A 15,947-nucleotide genomic window follows, 5' to 3' on the forward strand; every position below is an offset into this window, starting at 1 on the left:
AATGCGTATATCGATAGCTCTTGCAACTTATAACGGTGCGAGAAATATAAAAGAACAACTTGAAAGTTATGCTGCGCAAAGCGTCATTCCTGATGAGTTAATTATCTGTGACGATGCATCTACAGATGAAACTGTTGAGATAATCTCAGATTTCAGAGGTATGGCTCCTTTTGAGATAATATTAATAAATAATGAAAATAATCTCGGTCATGTCCAAAATTTTGCAAAGGCAATATCTCTGTGCACCGGAGATATAATTTTTCTTTCTGACCAAGATGACAAATGGTTCCCCAGCAAGATCGAAAGCATCGTACGAGTATTCCATCAAAATCCAAAGTGCTGGATCGTGATTCATGATGGAGAGCTAACAGATGGGCAGCTTGGCCCGTCAGGTCAAACGAAGATGACACAGATTCAAAGAGGATATGGCACCGCGGAAAACATCTCCACAGGTGCACTAAGTGCAGTACGGCGAGATCTGTTGAAGTATGTGCTCCCGATTCCTTCAGGTATCTCGGCACACGATACTTGGCTCCATAAAGTTGCATCAATACTTCCGGCTAGACGGATAGTCTTAAAGCAGACGTTGCAGTACATTCGGAGGCACGACAAGAATACTTCGAGCTGGGTTGTCAATAGCGGTAAGAAGCTAACTCGCTTGGACGTTATTCGGGATCAAGCGAATACAGCACCTGCCTATGATTACACAGATCGCCTGGCAATAAATACTGGTCTTAAAAATGCTGTTGTCAAGATTGACAAAGATCTGAAGTGCCGATCCGACCTCTGCGCGACTCAGCGTGCAAAGATGCTGTTAGCACGTGAACGCAGAGCCATCCACTCGCGCCAGAATTTAGTTGGTTTTAACTGGCTTAAACGCAAGTTATATGCTAGCTATATGCTTTTGACCGGTCAATATTTACACTTTAACGGAATTCAGAGTTTCATTCGTGATGTTATCCGGTGATATGGTTGCAAACAGGATTTACAAACTATCTTTTGTGATTCCCAACTATAATGGCGCAGATTTTCTGCCTGCATACGTTCTGTGTTTGGTCAGATTACATCAGACTGCGAGGTTGTACTTGTCGATGACGGCTCGACCGATAACAGCGTCGACCAGGTTCGGCGAAACTTTTCTGATGCACTGCACAGTGGCCAGCTCATGTTGATCTGCACAGAAAATGCGGGCCCGGGGGCGGCGCGCAATACGTGGATTCAGGCAGCACGCGGCACCTACATCGCATTTCTCGATAGCGATGATTTTATCCTTCCGGGCTGTATTGCGCGCATCCTCGCTATTCTGTCAGATAGCGCCCCTGATATCGTGCAGTTCAATGTGCTGCGGGTTCTAGAAGATAATCTGAGCGGACAACATCTGATTGCCTGCCACAGGCCCCCAGATGGTCTTGACAAGATGGATGCGATCAGCAGCGAGATCTTCGGGGTGGGGAAGTGGTTTCCTCCTTCTCGTATCTTTACACGCAAGATTATCCTCGCAAACCCGTTCCCAGCGGAGCGGGCTTTTTACGAAGGCTTGCAGCTTCTGCCATTTATTTTCTTTCAGGATGTCACCATTTTCCTGGTCGTTGATCCGCTCATCGCATATCGCGATAACCCTCACGGCACGATCCGTAATCACAAACTAGAACACGCAAATACCATGCTATCCCTTTTTGCACGGTTTGGTGTGCTGCCGCCCTCGGTGCCGTGCGATTTGACGCGGGTGCAGCTCGCGCGCAGTATTGTGTTTGTGGCATTGGTATTGAGGTTGCGCAAGATTGATTTGTGCGACCTACGCAATCGGATCCTTTGGTAGTCTGGGGTTTAGCTTGTCTCGAAATCAGTTACTATTTTTGGAAATTTTAGCGATCAAAGTTTTCTGACAATAAGTAATGGATTTAATGAAAAAAGTTTAAAAATCAAAATAGATAACGAATCACTTAGAATGATAGACTGTAAAAATCTTTTGCTTATAACAAATTCATTACAAAAATCTCCTTCAGGCGGCCGAGAGCTTTTATGCAAATTGAATCATGATGCCTTGCGTTCTGTTTTTGGCGACCAATTTTTTCTTAATGAGCTACCGTCCAATTCGATCTCTGGGATCGTGGCGTACTTTAATTCGTTTCGTGGTTACATTGATGGCTTGACCAAAGATACAATAGGTGTAGCATTGCAAGTCGTTCACGATAATAATATTAAAAAAGTATTTGTGGATGGCTCTAACCTTGGGGGCTTCGTCAAAGCGGTAAAGGAAAGGTTTCCTAATGTTGAGATCACGACCTTTTTTCATAATGTGGAGGTGAGATTTTTCCTGGGTTCTGTGAGGCAAACTAAGTCTCCGAAAGCGCTTGCAGTTTTGCTTGCGAACTATCTCGCAGAAAGAAAGGCTGTACATTACAGCGACAAGATTGTCTGCCTAAATAAACGCGATAGCTCTCTGCTCAAAAAGCTTTATGGTAGGGGAGCGACGCACATCTCGCCAATGGCGCTACAAGATAAGTTGCCATCAGGTCATTCGGTTGTCTGCGTCCCGCCAAAAGAAAAGTATGCCTTGTTTGTTGGTGGTACTTTCTATGCCAATCGCCAGGGCATCGAGTGGTTTGTAGCGAATGTGGCAGCAAAGGCAGCAATCAAAACCTATGTCGTCGGTAAAGGCTTCGAAGCATTAAAAGCTAGACTTGAGCGAAATGGCAATGTTGAAGTCGTAGGTAGCGTTGACAGCTTGGTACCTTGGTACCTCGGCGCACATGTTATAATTGCTCCGATATTCGACGGCTCGGGTATGAAGACGAAGGTCGCCGAGGCTTTGATGTTCGGTAGGCGAGTCATAGGTACGGCGGAGGCGTTTGTCGGCTATGAGGCGCACATTGCAGATGTCGGTTTAGTCTGTCGCACTGTAGATGATTTTATTGCTGCAATTAGAGATGAGTCTCAGCTAAGTTGCATGAAAGATTCATCCGCACTACGGGATATTTACGAAAATAACTACTCCTACGAGGCAGCACGTCATCGGTTGAGCCAGATTATTGAAGCTCCATACCCACCGACACAGGGGGGCGGCGTATGAGGTTATGCGTTTTGACCGGCCGATATGCGCTGTCCGGCGTTCCATTGGCTCAAATGAGATTTTCGCGAGCGCTTGCTTCAAGAGGGCACGACGTAGACTTCTTAATCGGCATGATCAATTCCGGAAATAAGGCTCCAGTTTCGCAAGGGTTCAAGACGATTGTTCTCGGTAAGCCGCGCGTTGCTTTTATGCTCTTCCCGCTGATTCGTTATTTCAAAGAGAGAAAGCCTGATGTCGTGTTTACGGCAGGCGACCACCTGAACGCCATAGTGTTGCTGGCGGGGATTTTAAGTGGAACGAAGGCAAAGATCAGTTGTTCGTCACGAGTTACACCTTTTGATACCTACTCAAACAAGCTATTCAGCAAGGGATGGCTACTCAAGTGTGTTATGCGAGTTGTTATGAGGCGTGCAAACGCTTTGACATGCGTTTCTAAGGACATGGTCGAACAATACAGGCAAGTTTTTCCTAGCACGTCCCATTGCTGTGTTTACAACATTGTGGATGATGAAGAGTCCCGGGATCGCATGATGGAAGTCGTATTAGAGCCTTGGTATTTTGGTGGAGCAGGCTCGATTGTTGTTGCTGCTGGTGCCTTGGAGCAATGGAAGGGCTTTACCGACCTCATCTACGCAATATCACTTATTCCTCTTGCGGTACGACCTCGATTGTTGCTTCTTGGAGACGGGTCTCTTAAGCAAGAGCTTTTAGGCTTGGTAGAAGAGTTGGGCTTGCAAGAGTTCGTTAAGTTGATCGGCTATGTCGCTAATCCGCTTAAGTATTTCAAGAATGCAGATGTTTTTGTTCTTTCTTCTTATGTTGAGGGACTCCCAAACGTGCTTGTGGAGGCCATGATGTGTGGGTGCACACCGGTTTCCACGGACTGCCCCACTGGCCCGAGGGAGGTCCTTGGGGATGGGAAGATTGGCTACTTGGTTCCAGTCGGCGATGCCAGCGCGATGGCTGTTGCCATTTCAAAGGCTATTGCGGCGCCCAGCTCGACAAAGGATTTGGATGAGGCTGTTGGCCCATTTTCAGAATCGAATGTCTTGCGTGAGCATTTCAAGATTCTGGGAATTTTCGGTGAAAACTAATATTGAGTGTCTTTCATGATCGGAGTAAACAAGGCTCGCATTTATTACGGCGGTTTTGCATTCAGGGGGGGCGGTGCATATATGCATGCCAAGCTTATGCGTGCAGAGCTTCAACGTTCTGGTTGGCACGTAGATTTGATTACTCTGGAGTCCCTACCATTAGTCCTTCGTTTTTTGCCACATTGCGTTGGGTGGCTGATCAATTTTTTTAGCCCACCGATGGGTTACTATTATAAAGGTCGATTGACCCGACTTTTTTATAGACTGCTCTTTAATCGTGACGCCAATATTAGAATCTTTGAAGACATTTATTTGGCGTGGGACTCGAGAATCCCGTCCGTAACTTTACTGCACGCTGTTTGGAGCGATAATTTACAGTCCATTGATATCAGTAATGATAGGGTGAACCTTTTGATAAAGGCGGAAGAAAAGTTAATAGACTTCATCACTCATCCGATAATTACTGTATCAGATTCTTACAAGGATTTCTTGGAAAAGAGCCATGTTGGCTCGTCTCGTATACCTCGCATCTCTGTGATTCCTTTGGGCCTGGATATTGCGGAATTTGAGAAAGGTGATGAATTGCTCAAACCTGCAAAGTCCCTCGTCTTTTGCGGAAGTCTCGAAGCACGTAAGAATCTCAGTTTTTTGTTGACGGTGTTCAAAACTCTTCATGATTCAGACGGGCGCTACAGTTTGACCATCATAGGAGATGGCCCCGACCGGCCAGACTTGGAGCGTTATGCTGTGCAGCACGATTTACCCGTATCTTTCTGCGGTCGCCTCGGCAGGAGGGATGTCATCCGGGAACTAAGGCGGCACACCCTGTACGTTCATCCTTCAGTCAAGGAGTCTTTTTCCTTTGCCCTGTTGGAAGCGAAGCTGACTGGGTTAAAAACCGTAGCTTATAGCGGACTCGAGGTCCCTGTAGAATTTATAGATGTGCCGGTTGCTTCATTCGATGAGGCGGAGTGGTTTCGTGCGATCAGCTGCGCTGAGGTTACTGCGACTCAAGAGGTTGATTTCCATGCATATTCGTCACGCATGATGGTGCAGAAGACTTTGAGATTGGCTTTTGGCGCTACAGAGGTTACGTTATGACAGTCAGAATACTTTCGGTTTTCGGGACGCGCCCCGAGGCCATCAAAATGGCGCCGGTTGTTCGAGAGCTAGCCGAGCATCCCGGCGTCTTTGATAGTCGAGTTTGTGTCACTGCTCAGCATCGGCAAATGCTCGACTAGGCGCTGGATCTGTTCGGAATTACTCCGCATTTCGATCTGGACTTGATGCAAAAAGGCCAGTCACTCTCTGAGCTTACAGCTCGGATTCTTCGCGGGCTCAAGCCCGTTTTAGACGAATTCCGTTCTGAATGTGTTCTTGTGCACGGAGATACTACAACCTCATTCGCTGCTGCCCTTGGGGCCTTTTATGAAGGGATCCCGGAGGGTCATGTAGAAGCAGAATTGAGGACTCGGAATGTCCTTGCGCCGTGGCCCGAGAAGGCGAACAGGCGCCTGACTTCAGTATTGACAAAGTTTCACTTTGCTCCGACGGATCAAGCTAATCGCAACCTGCTAGCTGAAGGAGTAAATGATTCATGTATTATCGTTACAGGTAATACAGTTATTGATGCATTATTATCGGTTGTGGCAAGGCTAGAACGAGACCCCATGCTCGCGAGTGCCATGGCGGCCCGATTTCCTTTCCTAGTGTTCCGTCTGGTTAATTCCTAAGCGAAAATGTGCTACAATTCGAGCTATTGTTCACGAGCTCGGAGACTCTGTTTTGGCCCGGAAACCAGCACCCTTTAATCTTACGGTAAACGATCAACTGGAGCTGGAAAGCTGGCTGCGAACAAGCACGCTGAGTCAGAATCTTGTTCTGCGAGCACGAATCGTTTTGGCCCTGAATGCCGGTGAATCACCCAAAGTCGTTGCGGAGCAACTGGGAACCACGACGGCCACGGTATTTAAGTGGCGTAATCGTTACACCGAACAGGGCCTGAGCGGTCTTCGGGATGCACCAAGACCTGGACAACCCAGAAAGCTGGATCAGAAAAAGGTTAAAGCAATTCTTGATGACACGGTCAAAAAGGTGCCCAAGGAATCTACCCACTGGAGCATCCGGTTGATGGCCGAATATGCCGGTGTCAGTCGCTGGCAAGTGCATCAGATCTGGAAAGCCGCTGACCTGAAACCGCACCGGCTGAAAACCTTCAAAATAAGCAATGATCCGGACTTTGCTGAGAAGGTTTTCGATGTCGTTGGCCTGTACCTGAATCCGCCGGATAACGCGCTGGTGCTGTCGGTTGACGAAAAAACGCAGATCCAGGCACTGGATCGCACTCAACCAAAGCTGCAACTGAAACCCGGCCAGATCGAGCGCCGTACCCACGATTACAAGAGGCACGGGACGACCAGCTTATACGCGGCCCTGAATATCCTGAACGGCGAAGTGATTGGGCGCATTACACAACGCCACCGCGCCAAAGAGTTTCTCGATTTTCTGCGACAAATTGATCGAGAAACACCGAAAGAGCAGGACCTTCATCTGATTCTGGACAACAGCTCGACTCACAAAACACCAGAAGTGAAGGCCTGGCTGGAAAAGCATCCCCGGTTCAAGCTTCACTTCACACCAACCAGCGCCTCTTGGCTGAATGCCGTGGAGGGCTGGTTTGGTCAACTGGAACGCCGCGCTTTGTACCGTGGCATTTTTACCAGTGTCGGCGAACTTAAGAAGGCGATTCGTCGCTTTATCCAAACTCATAATGAGAAACTGGCAAAGCCGTTCCGCTGGCACAAGAGTGCAGAATCGATTATGACTTCAGTGGCGCGAGCAAAGCTGAGTGTTATTGACAATAAATAAACGGATTACCCGGACGGGACACTAGATAGTGAAAAGCGGTTGATACTAGTGACTGGGCACCGCCGCGAAAGCTTCGGCGAAGGTTTCGACTCCCTTTGCAGATCGTTGCGGCACATTGCTCGTGAATATCAGGATCTACAGATCGTATTCCCGGTTCACTTCAATCCGAATGTTAGGGAGCCGGTACAGCGTATCCTGTCTGGGGTTGAACGGGGCTTCTTGATTGAGCCTGAAGAGTACTTGCCGCTTGTCTATTTGATGACCAGTTGTAACCTTATCATCACCGACTCCGGCGGCATACAGGAAGAGGCTCCTTCCCTTGGAAAATCTGTTTTAGTGACGCGCGAAACGACAGAAAGACCGGAGGCAGTGCTCGCAGGAACGGTTACCCTTGTGGGTACGCGCAGCAGTAAACTTATCCAAGAGGTTGGCAAGTTTTTTGCCGATCATGACTCTCAGCGGAGGGGCGTGCAGATTTCGAATCCCTACGGCGACGGATTTGCCTCTAAGCGAATTGTAGAAAGCTTTATGTCGGTCTTTGCGTGACTCACTATGAACGCTCACGGGGTAGGCTGCGGATATGGCATTCAGAAGATCCTAACTGTCCGGTAGAAGCCGATATTGGACGGCAGTTCGGGGATTGAGTACAGACTAAAAAACTTAAGCATGATTAACTACCCATCCTTAGGTGGCCTCCTTCGTGAATCATTAGCCATCGTGGGGGCTGTAAAAGGCGGGCGAGCGGCGAACCATGGTGCTTATCAGCCATCTTATTTTCCATAAATGTCGCCTGCATGCGTGTAAAGAGCGACTGAGTGAGGCGCAAAGTAGTGTGCGGCATATGCGGTATTTACCTTGGGCGCCCGGGCGATGACTCGCTGCAAGCAGTGACCGTTCGAATGAGTGACTGTTTGATTCAGCGTGGCCCGGACGACTTCGGTACCTGGGTTGATCGAACTGCTGGCATGACGCTCGGCCATCGGCGGCTTGCTATTCTCGACTTGTCCCCTGCTGGGCACCAGCCGATGCAATCGGCTGGTGAGCGTTTCGTGTTGGCTTTCAATGGTGAGATTTACAACCACCTGCAGCTACGTGATGAACTGGAATCGGACGGGAGTGCGCCTGTCTGGCGAGGGCATTCCGACACTGAAACCTTGCTAGCCTGCATTTCGGTTTGGGGGCTGGTGGCCACGCTTCAGTGCTCGGTGGGTATGTTCGCCATTGCGCTATGGGATAGGCAGGAACGTTGCTTGACGCTGGCGCGGGACCGATTTGGTGAGAAGCCTCTCTATTATGGTTGGGTAGATGGTGCGTTGGTCTTTGGGTCTGAGCTTAAAGCCCTGAGACAGTACCCCGGTTTTCGTGGTGAACTTGATAACGCAGTGCTGAAGCGCTATCTGCGTTTTGGCTGTGTAGGCGGCGAGCAGAGTATTTTTAAAGGGGTGAGTAAGTTACCGCCAGGATCTCTTCTGAGTGTTTCTCTGGCGGACATGAAGGCGGGCAAGCGCCCTAAGCCTGCGGCATTGTGGTCTGCCGTTGATGCAGCTCGCTCTGCTCGCCATAGTGCTCCTGAGTCGCCGGAGCAGGCGTTGAGCAATGTTGAGGAGGCTTTAAATGCCTCCGTTAAGCGCCAAATGGCTGCAGATGTGCCTTTGGGAGCGTTTCTCTCGGGAGGTGTGGACAGTTCCCTTATAGTGGCGCTGATGCAGAGCCAGTCTGCCAGAAAGGTTCAGACGTTCTCAGTGGGGTTTGACGATCCGCGTTATGACGAGTCAGGCCATGCGGCTGCCGTGGCGGCTCACCTCGGAACGGAACACACCACGTTGCGGGCTACTTCCCAAATGGCCTTGGATGTGATTCCGAAGCTGCCCGAGTTGTACGACGAACCGTTCGCAGATTCCTCTCAGATACCCACGCTCCTCATTTCCAGCCTTACACGGCAGCACGTTACGGTTGCGCTTAGTGGCGATGCCGGTGATGAGCTGTTTGGTGGGTATCACCGTTATGTGTGGGTACCCAGGGTATGGGGTAAGTTGAGCCGGATGCCGCGCGGTCTGCGGCAAACGCTGGCGCAGATGTTGAAACTTGTACCGTCATCGGGATATGACCGCTTGATGGCAATAGGTGGCAGTGTATTGCCCTCCCAGTATCAAATTCGCACCTTTGGTGAGAAGCTTTACAAACTGGCAGATGTACTGGCGTGCGGCTCTGATCGTGCGCTTTATGGTGGTCTGGCGTCGATGAATCGGCACCCAGAGCAGTTGTTGGCCCCGGCCTACCATTTCAGCGATTCCCTTGAGGATTTGTATCCTGCATTGGCCGGGTTCGATCAGGTTGAATGGATGATGTTGATGGATACTCTCAACTTCATGGTGGACGATGTGCTGGTGAAGGTGGATCGGGCCAGCATGGCCAGTAGCCTGGAAGTACGAGCGCCATTTCTTGATCCTGACGTTTTCACCGCCGCTTGGCAGTTGCCGTTGGATATGCGGGTGCGTAATGGTGAAGGTAAGTGGGCGTTACGGCAGATTCTGTATCGCCATGTGCCTCGAGAACTGATCGAGCGGCCCAAGATGGGTTTTGCCGTGCCGTTGGATGATTGGTTGCGTGGGCCGTTGAAAGAATGGGCAGAGGATCTTCTTTCATCAGAGAACCTTGATCGACTCCCTCAACTGAGTAAATCGGATATCAAGCAGCTTTGGCACAGTCATCTTGACGGCCGCGGCCATTATGCGCAGCAACTGTGGGCGGTTTTGCAGCTGTTGGCCTGGGTGAAGCGATGGGGGGTTGCTTGAACGATCTCAATTGGGTGATGTCATCCGGTTTTCTGGGCATGCGGTTTTATGATTTGCCCAATTTCTTTATCTGCGTCCTGTTTGTTCTATTGGGCTGCAAAGCGTTTCGAGTAAAGCCTGCTGTGCAATTTGTATTGCTGCTTCATTGTCTGGTGCCGTTTTTCCTAAATGAATTTCTTTTTTCGACCGGTTACTTGGGGGATCAATTTCGTTACTGGCGGCAGTTCAATGCGATTCGTGCAGGGGAACTGTCACTATTGGAGGCTTGGGTAAATGGCGGAAATGTAGAGCAGGCGGCCGCTCTCTTTTCTTTGATGCCTTTGCCGCTGGCGGTGTCGCCCATCAGTCTCGGATTTTTCAATACGCTGCTTTGGACGGCACTTTTTTTCTGGTTACATCAGAAACGGGTGTTTACGCCGGTTTCTCTGTGGTTTTTCTTGCTATACCCCAGTATGGCGTTGTACACCGGCCTTTCGTTGCGCGACACGTTCATTTTTGTGTTTATGAGCATGGCGGTGCAGTATGCCCGGGAAGGACGTTGGTTGCCGTTGCTGGCGGTCTTTGTGCCTCTGTACGTCATCAAGTTTCAGAACTTTTTTATCATTGCCCCTGTTCTTGTGATTTACCTGTTGTTCGGCATTCGCCATTCCGGAGTGTCGCTGGCGCGGGGTATCTTGACGATGATTGTGGGCGTTGTCGCTCTGGTGGTGGTGTCACCGATCGCACTTCCTCTTATTAATGTATTTCGTGCCGCTATGTATGCGGAAGATGGTGGAGACGGGGATCAACTCAAGCTGATTGAGGGCCCAGGTGAGTTCGTGGCCGAAGGCTTAACCAGTGGTATTTATTTCCTGCTAAAGCCCTTCCCATGGGAGACGGCTGGCTTTTTGCAGCTTATTCAAGCTGCTGAGAACCTGGTGGTGTTCGGTTTGCTGGTGTTGATTGTTCGCGCAGCCTGGCGCCGTGTGCCCAAAAAACTGATTTTTTGGCTGTTGTTTATGGCCTTTGCTTTGTCCATCTACGGTCTGGTGGTGTTTAATTACGGTACCGCCGCCCGTTACCGCTACCCATTCATTGTGATTTTTGTCTTGTTCGTGTGCGCCGATTGCCAGGTGCGGTCGTTGTTCAAGCCGTTTGCGCCGGCCCATTGGCGGGTGGGTTACAGGCGTAATCCCAAGCCTTCGGGTGATGGTTCACCGTTATCGTGAGACGTTGATTTGCCCTCTACTGTTGTTCTTACTTCCAATACCTCCTGGTACCTGTATAACTTCCGCCGCAGCACTATCTCAGCCCTGGTTCAACAGGGCTGCAGGGTGGTGTGTATTGCTCCCCAGGATGATTACAGCCACCGCTTGGTCAGCGAATTGGGTGCGGAGCATGTGGCTTTGCCGCTGGATGGCAAAAGCACCGGCCCGCTCCGGGAATTGCGCAGTCTGTTATTTCTTCACCGCACCCTGGGCCGGCTGGCTCCGGATTATGTGTTTAACTTTACGGTAAAGATGAACATCTACGGCGGCTCGGTGTGTGCGCTTCGGGGTATTCCCTTCGCCAATAACATTTCTGGCCTGGGTACGGCGTTTATTCACGATTCCTGGCTGTTTCGGCGGGTGCGGCAGGTTTATGGCCTGGTGAACCGCCGTGCGCGGAAACTGTTTTTCCAGAACGAGGAAGATCTGGCCGTGTTTCGAGGCAAGGCACTGTTGGGGGATACACCCTATACCCTGTTGCCCGGTTCCGGTGTCGATTTGCTGCGGTTTCAGACTTCGGCTATCTCCGAAAGCGGGCCCTTCACCTTCATTATGATTGCCCGTTTGTTGGGGGATAAAGGCGTTCGTGAATATGCCGAAGCCTGCCGGCAACTAAATGCCGAGGGGCTGGACGTACGCTGCCTGCTGGTGGGGCCGTTGGGGGTCAGCAATCGCACGGCCATTTCGGAAGCGGAAGTGCGCCAGTGGCAGGCTGAGGGCATTGTGGAATACCTAGGTGCTACAGACGACGTTCGCCCTTTGATCGAACAGGCCCATGTGCTGGTGTTGCCCTCCTACCGCGAGGGCATGCCGCGCACGGTATTGGAAGCCGCCGCCATGGGCCGCCCTGCCATAGTGACCGACGTGCCTGGCTGCCGCCACGCCATTGAGCCAGGGGTGACTGGCTGGCTGTGTCATGTGCGGAGCGCTGACTCGTTGGCGAACGAGATGCGGCGGGTAATTGCCATGCCGCGAGTTGCAGTGCAGAGGGCTGGAAACTCTGCTCGGCAGCGGATGGAAGGAAAATTCAGTGAGGAGGTGGTGGTAGAAGCTTATTTGAGCTGCCTGTGATTTCCTGGCGGGAACCACCCCATAAGCTGCGAAATAATCCCATTCCGTTGACTTAGCAACGGTGTAGGGCCACTTTGCGTGCAGCCATTTTCTGCACTTTGAATTTACGTTACCCGCAAGCCCGCAAATGAACGCTCCTGATTGCATCTCCCAAATTTCTTGCCCGATCTCCCTACCGCCAATCGTTGTAATAAACTGTAAAATAATACTGTGATTTTCATCACAAACTGCAACTATGAGGTAACATCGCCGCGTACTAAAAGGACCAGCCCTAAAAAAACAGGGAAGTATATGGAAGTTGTAGGTTCTGTCGGCCTTTCCTCGGGTTTCTTCGCGTTTGTATCTTTGCTTCTTCTCCGGCCTTTCGCGATGCGCTTGCGCCTTTTGGACCTCCCGGACCATCGCAAGGAGCATACGGGAGCCGTTCCGCTGATTGGTGGCCTGAGTGCATTTATAGGTTTGTTCGCCGCGTGGATGATTTCCATGCCGCTGGCAGGCGGCTACGGGATTTACCTGCTCGCGTCGCTGCTGTTGGTTGTTTTGGGTACCGTCGACGATGCTTGCGATTTGCCCCCGCAGTTCCGGTTGTGGTCGCAAGTGGCGCTGGGTGCATTGCTGACTTATGGCTCGGGCATATCGCTGGTGCATTTTGGTGATTTGTTCGGTCTGGGCGTGATCGAACTGAGCTGGCTGGGGCCGCTGGTGACCATTGCCGCGGTGATTGGCGCCACCAATGCGTTCAATATGATGGACGGCATTGATGGCCTGGCCGGCACTATGAGTCTGGTCGTGCTGTTTTCTCTGTCACTGCTGTTCCTGTTGGGCCCGGGTAACCTCTCGGAGTTGGTACTGGCCTTTGCTATCGCTATCGCGCTGCTGCCCTACCTCGCCGCGAACCTGAGAATACCGCCGTTTCGTAAGCGCATTTTCATGGGTGACGCGGGCTCTATGTTTATCGGTTTTTCCATCGTCTGGCTGCTGGTCAAGGGCACCCAGCCCGAGGCCCAGGCGTTTCGCCCAGTTACCGCGCTCTGGCTGATTGCGTTGCCGCTGATGGACATTGTGGCGATCATGGTACGCCGTGCCCGCAAGGGGCAATCGGTGATGAAGCCAGACAGGGAGCATCTACACCATATCTTCATGCGGGCTGGGTTTACGGATCGGCAGGCCCTGGTGGCGATTACAGCCGTGGCGTCGCTGTTGGCTCTGATCGGCCTGGCAGGGGAATACTTCCTGGTGCCTGAGTGGGTGATGTTCACGCTGTTTGTGGGCGTTTTCGCGGCATATGACTGGGCTTTGAGTCATGCTTGGAGGTTGCTGGTGCTGTTTCGGAGTCGAGTCAGAACTTAAGCGAGTGTTAAGCCTCCGACGATGCATCGATACTCTGCTGGCCTTGCTGTGTAAAGTCAAATGCTCAACGTGCTCAGAAAATAGAATAGCGTTTTTACGGGTGCGCCGTCCCGGCTGTTGTCAGGTAAGCCCCAGCTCATATGTCGGTTGCGGAATTTTAAAGAGACTGACGATTAACCCTTCTGGTTCAACAAGCACGTTAATCCTCCCAGATAGCGCTTTCACCGATCGCTAAAGCCACGCTCCCGTTTGAAATGGTGTAGCCTTCACAGAGCTCCTGGGCTGAATCAATAAGATCCGATGTTATCTGGTATTGAGGCAACACGATGACAAAGCTTGAGATTTCCATTGTAGTTCATGACTGGTCGCCGGAAGTGCTGTTCGAATGTCTGAGGGCATTGTCACGGAGCATAGATAAAGCGCATGTTGACGGACAGCTCGCTGCGGCAACACTCTGGTTGTCATATAACGGACGGGCCAGCCTCGACTCGAGTCAAGTTGAAAGTGAGATACTCGAGTGCTTTCGGTGGCCTTTTCACTTGCTGCTGAAGCAGCCGAACTTAGGCTATGGCGGCACAAACAATCTAATTATCAACCGTCACATGCTTGCGGAATCTTCGAGTGACTGCGCTGAGCGGCGCATTTTGGTAATGAACCCTGACGTTGCTCCAGAGGTGGATGCTATCTCTCACGCATTGTTGAGGTTGCGCGGCAATGCATATTGGGGTTTTGTGTGCCCTCGAATTTTTGACTGGGCAGGGCGCCAAGAGAGCTCTGGTCACAAGAGATACCCCTCACTGGCTGTCTTGTTATTCAGGCTCTTACGGACGCTGAATCGAATTCCAGCGCTAGTGAACTTGAATGATCGGTATGAATACAGGGACTGCTCCACTGACAGCCTACTGCCCGGAGTAGAGCTGTGTAGCGGGTGTTTTCTTATTGCCCGAGATGCATTGTGGCGAGATGTTAGAGGGTTCGATGAGCAGTATTTTATGTATTTTGAGGATTTCGATCTGGCGCTGCGTGCTCGTAAATTAGGCTGGCTCCATGTGTACGATCCTTCTGTTCGTATTCGGCATGCAGGGGGGGACGCGGGACGGAAAAACAGTTTACACCGCAAGATGTTCATGAGATCAGCATGGAGTTTCTTTCGAAGTCACGGCTGGCGTATCTGGCATATTCCCCTGCAGGATAGACACCTAACGAAAGTGGACGGTTAATGCTCTATCTTGATGATTGAAGAATTGACTATAACGAGATAGGATCCACGTCGCTCGCGAAAGGACCGAGTAGTGAGCTAAATCGACATCGGGAATAGATGAAGTAATGAAGATTCTGACAGTATTTGGAACACGCCCTGAAGCCATAAAAATGGCTCCTCTGGCTATACAGCTTAACGAAGACTCAAGATTCGATGCCCGGCTGTGTGTTACGGCCCAGCACAGACAGATGCTCGATCAAGTGATTGAGTTATTCGGGCTTACTCCCGATTATGACCTGAATATAATGAAACCCGGTCAAGACTTGACTGATGTTACCGCCAGCATTCTTGCTGGGATGAAGGCTGTGTTTTCCGGTTTCAGGCCCGATATGGTTCTCGTTCATGGCGACACGGCAACTACTTTTGCTGCCAGCCTCGCAGCTTATTATCAGCAAATTCCGGTAGGGCACGTAGAAGCTGGGCTGAGAACGGGAAATTTGTATTCGCCTTGGCCTGAGGAAGGAAATCGTAAACTCACGGGTGTTCTGGCAGACAAACACTTTGCTCCGACCGAAACCTCTCGTAAAAACCTACTGAGGGAAGGTGTTGCTGCCGAAAATGTTTTTGTAACGGGCAATACGGTTATCGATGCTCTTTTGGACGTCGTTCAGAAGCTGGAGTCGGACCATGGTCTGGCGCGGGAGCAACAAGAAAAATTCAAATTTTTGAGTGACGACAAAAAACTGATTCTTGTGACTGGGCATCGGCGAGAAAGCTTTGGTGGAGGGTTCGAGCGAATCTGTCAGGCACTCGCCGAAACGTCAAAACGTCATCCTGACATACAAATTATTTATCCGGTCCACCTCAATCCAAATGTGCAAGAGCCTGTCAAGCGATTACTCGGACAGAATCCCAACATACATCTCATTGAGCCACTTGAGTACCTCCCATTTGTGTATTTAATGAACCGAGCTCACATCATCCTCACTGATTCGGGCGGTATACAGGAAGAGGCGCCATCATTGGGCAAGCCTGTGTTGGTCATGCGCGATACAACTGAGCGCCCGGAGGCTGTTGAGGCCGGCACCGTTAAACTTGTAGGTACTGAAGCCGAGGCTATTACCGCCGCAATTGATTCCTTGTTGTGTAGTGAGGACGCATACAAGGCGATGAGTTATGCTCATAATCCATATGGTGATGGAAAGGCTTGCGCGCGAATCCGTGATGCTCTAATCCGCATTTAACTCA

At 50.7% G+C, this 15,947-nt stretch carries 13 protein-coding genes; all 13 read left to right on the forward strand.

Annotated elements, in window-relative coordinates:
• Position 1 precedes the first annotated feature (1 nt).
• Positions 2–967, forward strand: coding sequence for a glycosyltransferase (locus tag MLC70_RS08600; RefSeq protein WP_248183028.1), 966 nt, complete (start codon positions 2–4; stop codon positions 965–967).
• A gap of 72 nt (positions 968–1,039) precedes the next feature.
• Complete coding sequence (locus tag MLC70_RS08605; RefSeq protein ID WP_345799541.1) at positions 1,040–1,819, forward strand: glycosyltransferase family 2 protein; 780 nt, start codon at positions 1,040–1,042, stop codon at positions 1,817–1,819.
• Positions 1,820–1,948: 129 nt separating this feature from the next.
• Positions 1,949–3,073, forward strand: a complete 1,125-nt coding sequence (locus MLC70_RS08610; protein WP_248183031.1) for a glycosyltransferase family 4 protein — start codon at positions 1,949–1,951, stop codon at positions 3,071–3,073.
• Between the two features lie 11 nt (positions 3,074–3,084).
• A complete protein-coding gene (locus MLC70_RS08615; RefSeq protein WP_248183033.1) occupies positions 3,085–4,167 on the forward strand; it encodes a glycosyltransferase in 1,083 nt (360 codons plus the stop codon).
• Positions 4,168–4,182: 15 nt separating this feature from the next.
• Positions 4,183–5,268, forward strand: a complete 1,086-nt coding sequence (locus MLC70_RS08620) for a glycosyltransferase family 4 protein (protein WP_248183035.1) — start codon at positions 4,183–4,185, stop codon at positions 5,266–5,268.
• A gap of 158 nt (positions 5,269–5,426) precedes the next feature.
• Positions 5,427–5,900, forward strand: a complete 474-nt coding sequence (locus tag MLC70_RS08625) for a UDP-N-acetylglucosamine 2-epimerase (RefSeq protein ID WP_345799542.1) — start codon at positions 5,427–5,429, stop codon at positions 5,898–5,900.
• A 52-nt stretch (positions 5,901–5,952) separates the two neighbouring features.
• Positions 5,953–7,035, forward strand: a complete 1,083-nt coding sequence (locus MLC70_RS08630; protein ID WP_094625391.1) for an IS630 family transposase — start codon at positions 5,953–5,955, stop codon at positions 7,033–7,035.
• 48 nt (positions 7,036–7,083) lie between these two features.
• Positions 7,084–7,581: a UDP-N-acetylglucosamine 2-epimerase gene (locus MLC70_RS08635; RefSeq protein ID WP_248183037.1), complete on the forward strand. Its 498-nt coding sequence runs from the start codon at positions 7,084–7,086 to the stop codon at positions 7,579–7,581.
• Between the two features lie 341 nt (positions 7,582–7,922).
• Positions 7,923–9,830 (forward strand): asparagine synthase (glutamine-hydrolyzing), encoded by a 1,908-nt coding sequence (gene asnB, locus MLC70_RS08640; RefSeq protein WP_427902099.1) that lies wholly within the window; start codon positions 7,923–7,925, stop codon positions 9,828–9,830.
• A complete protein-coding gene (locus tag MLC70_RS08645) occupies positions 9,827–11,038 on the forward strand; it encodes a hypothetical protein (protein WP_248183038.1) in 1,212 nt (403 codons plus the stop codon). The genes asnB and MLC70_RS08645 overlap by 4 nt, the downstream gene beginning before the upstream one ends.
• 9 nt (positions 11,039–11,047) lie before the next feature.
• Positions 11,048–12,148 carry a glycosyltransferase family 4 protein gene (locus MLC70_RS08650; RefSeq protein ID WP_248183039.1) on the forward strand — a complete coding sequence of 367 codons (1,101 nt, stop codon included), beginning with the start codon at positions 11,048–11,050 and terminating at the stop codon, positions 12,146–12,148.
• Between the two features lie 291 nt (positions 12,149–12,439).
• Positions 12,440–13,498, forward strand: a complete 1,059-nt coding sequence (gene wecA / locus MLC70_RS08655; RefSeq protein ID WP_282448378.1) for a UDP-N-acetylglucosamine--undecaprenyl-phosphate N-acetylglucosaminephosphotransferase — start codon at positions 12,440–12,442, stop codon at positions 13,496–13,498.
• 1,326 nt (positions 13,499–14,824) lie between these two features.
• Positions 14,825–15,943, forward strand: coding sequence for a non-hydrolyzing UDP-N-acetylglucosamine 2-epimerase (gene wecB / locus MLC70_RS08660; RefSeq protein WP_248183042.1), 1,119 nt, complete (start codon positions 14,825–14,827; stop codon positions 15,941–15,943).
• The last annotated feature ends 4 nt before the right edge of the window (positions 15,944–15,947 follow it).

Source organism: Marinobacter goseongensis, from assembly GCF_023156235.1.
GTDB lineage: Bacteria > Pseudomonadota > Gammaproteobacteria > Pseudomonadales > Oleiphilaceae > Marinobacter > Marinobacter goseongensis.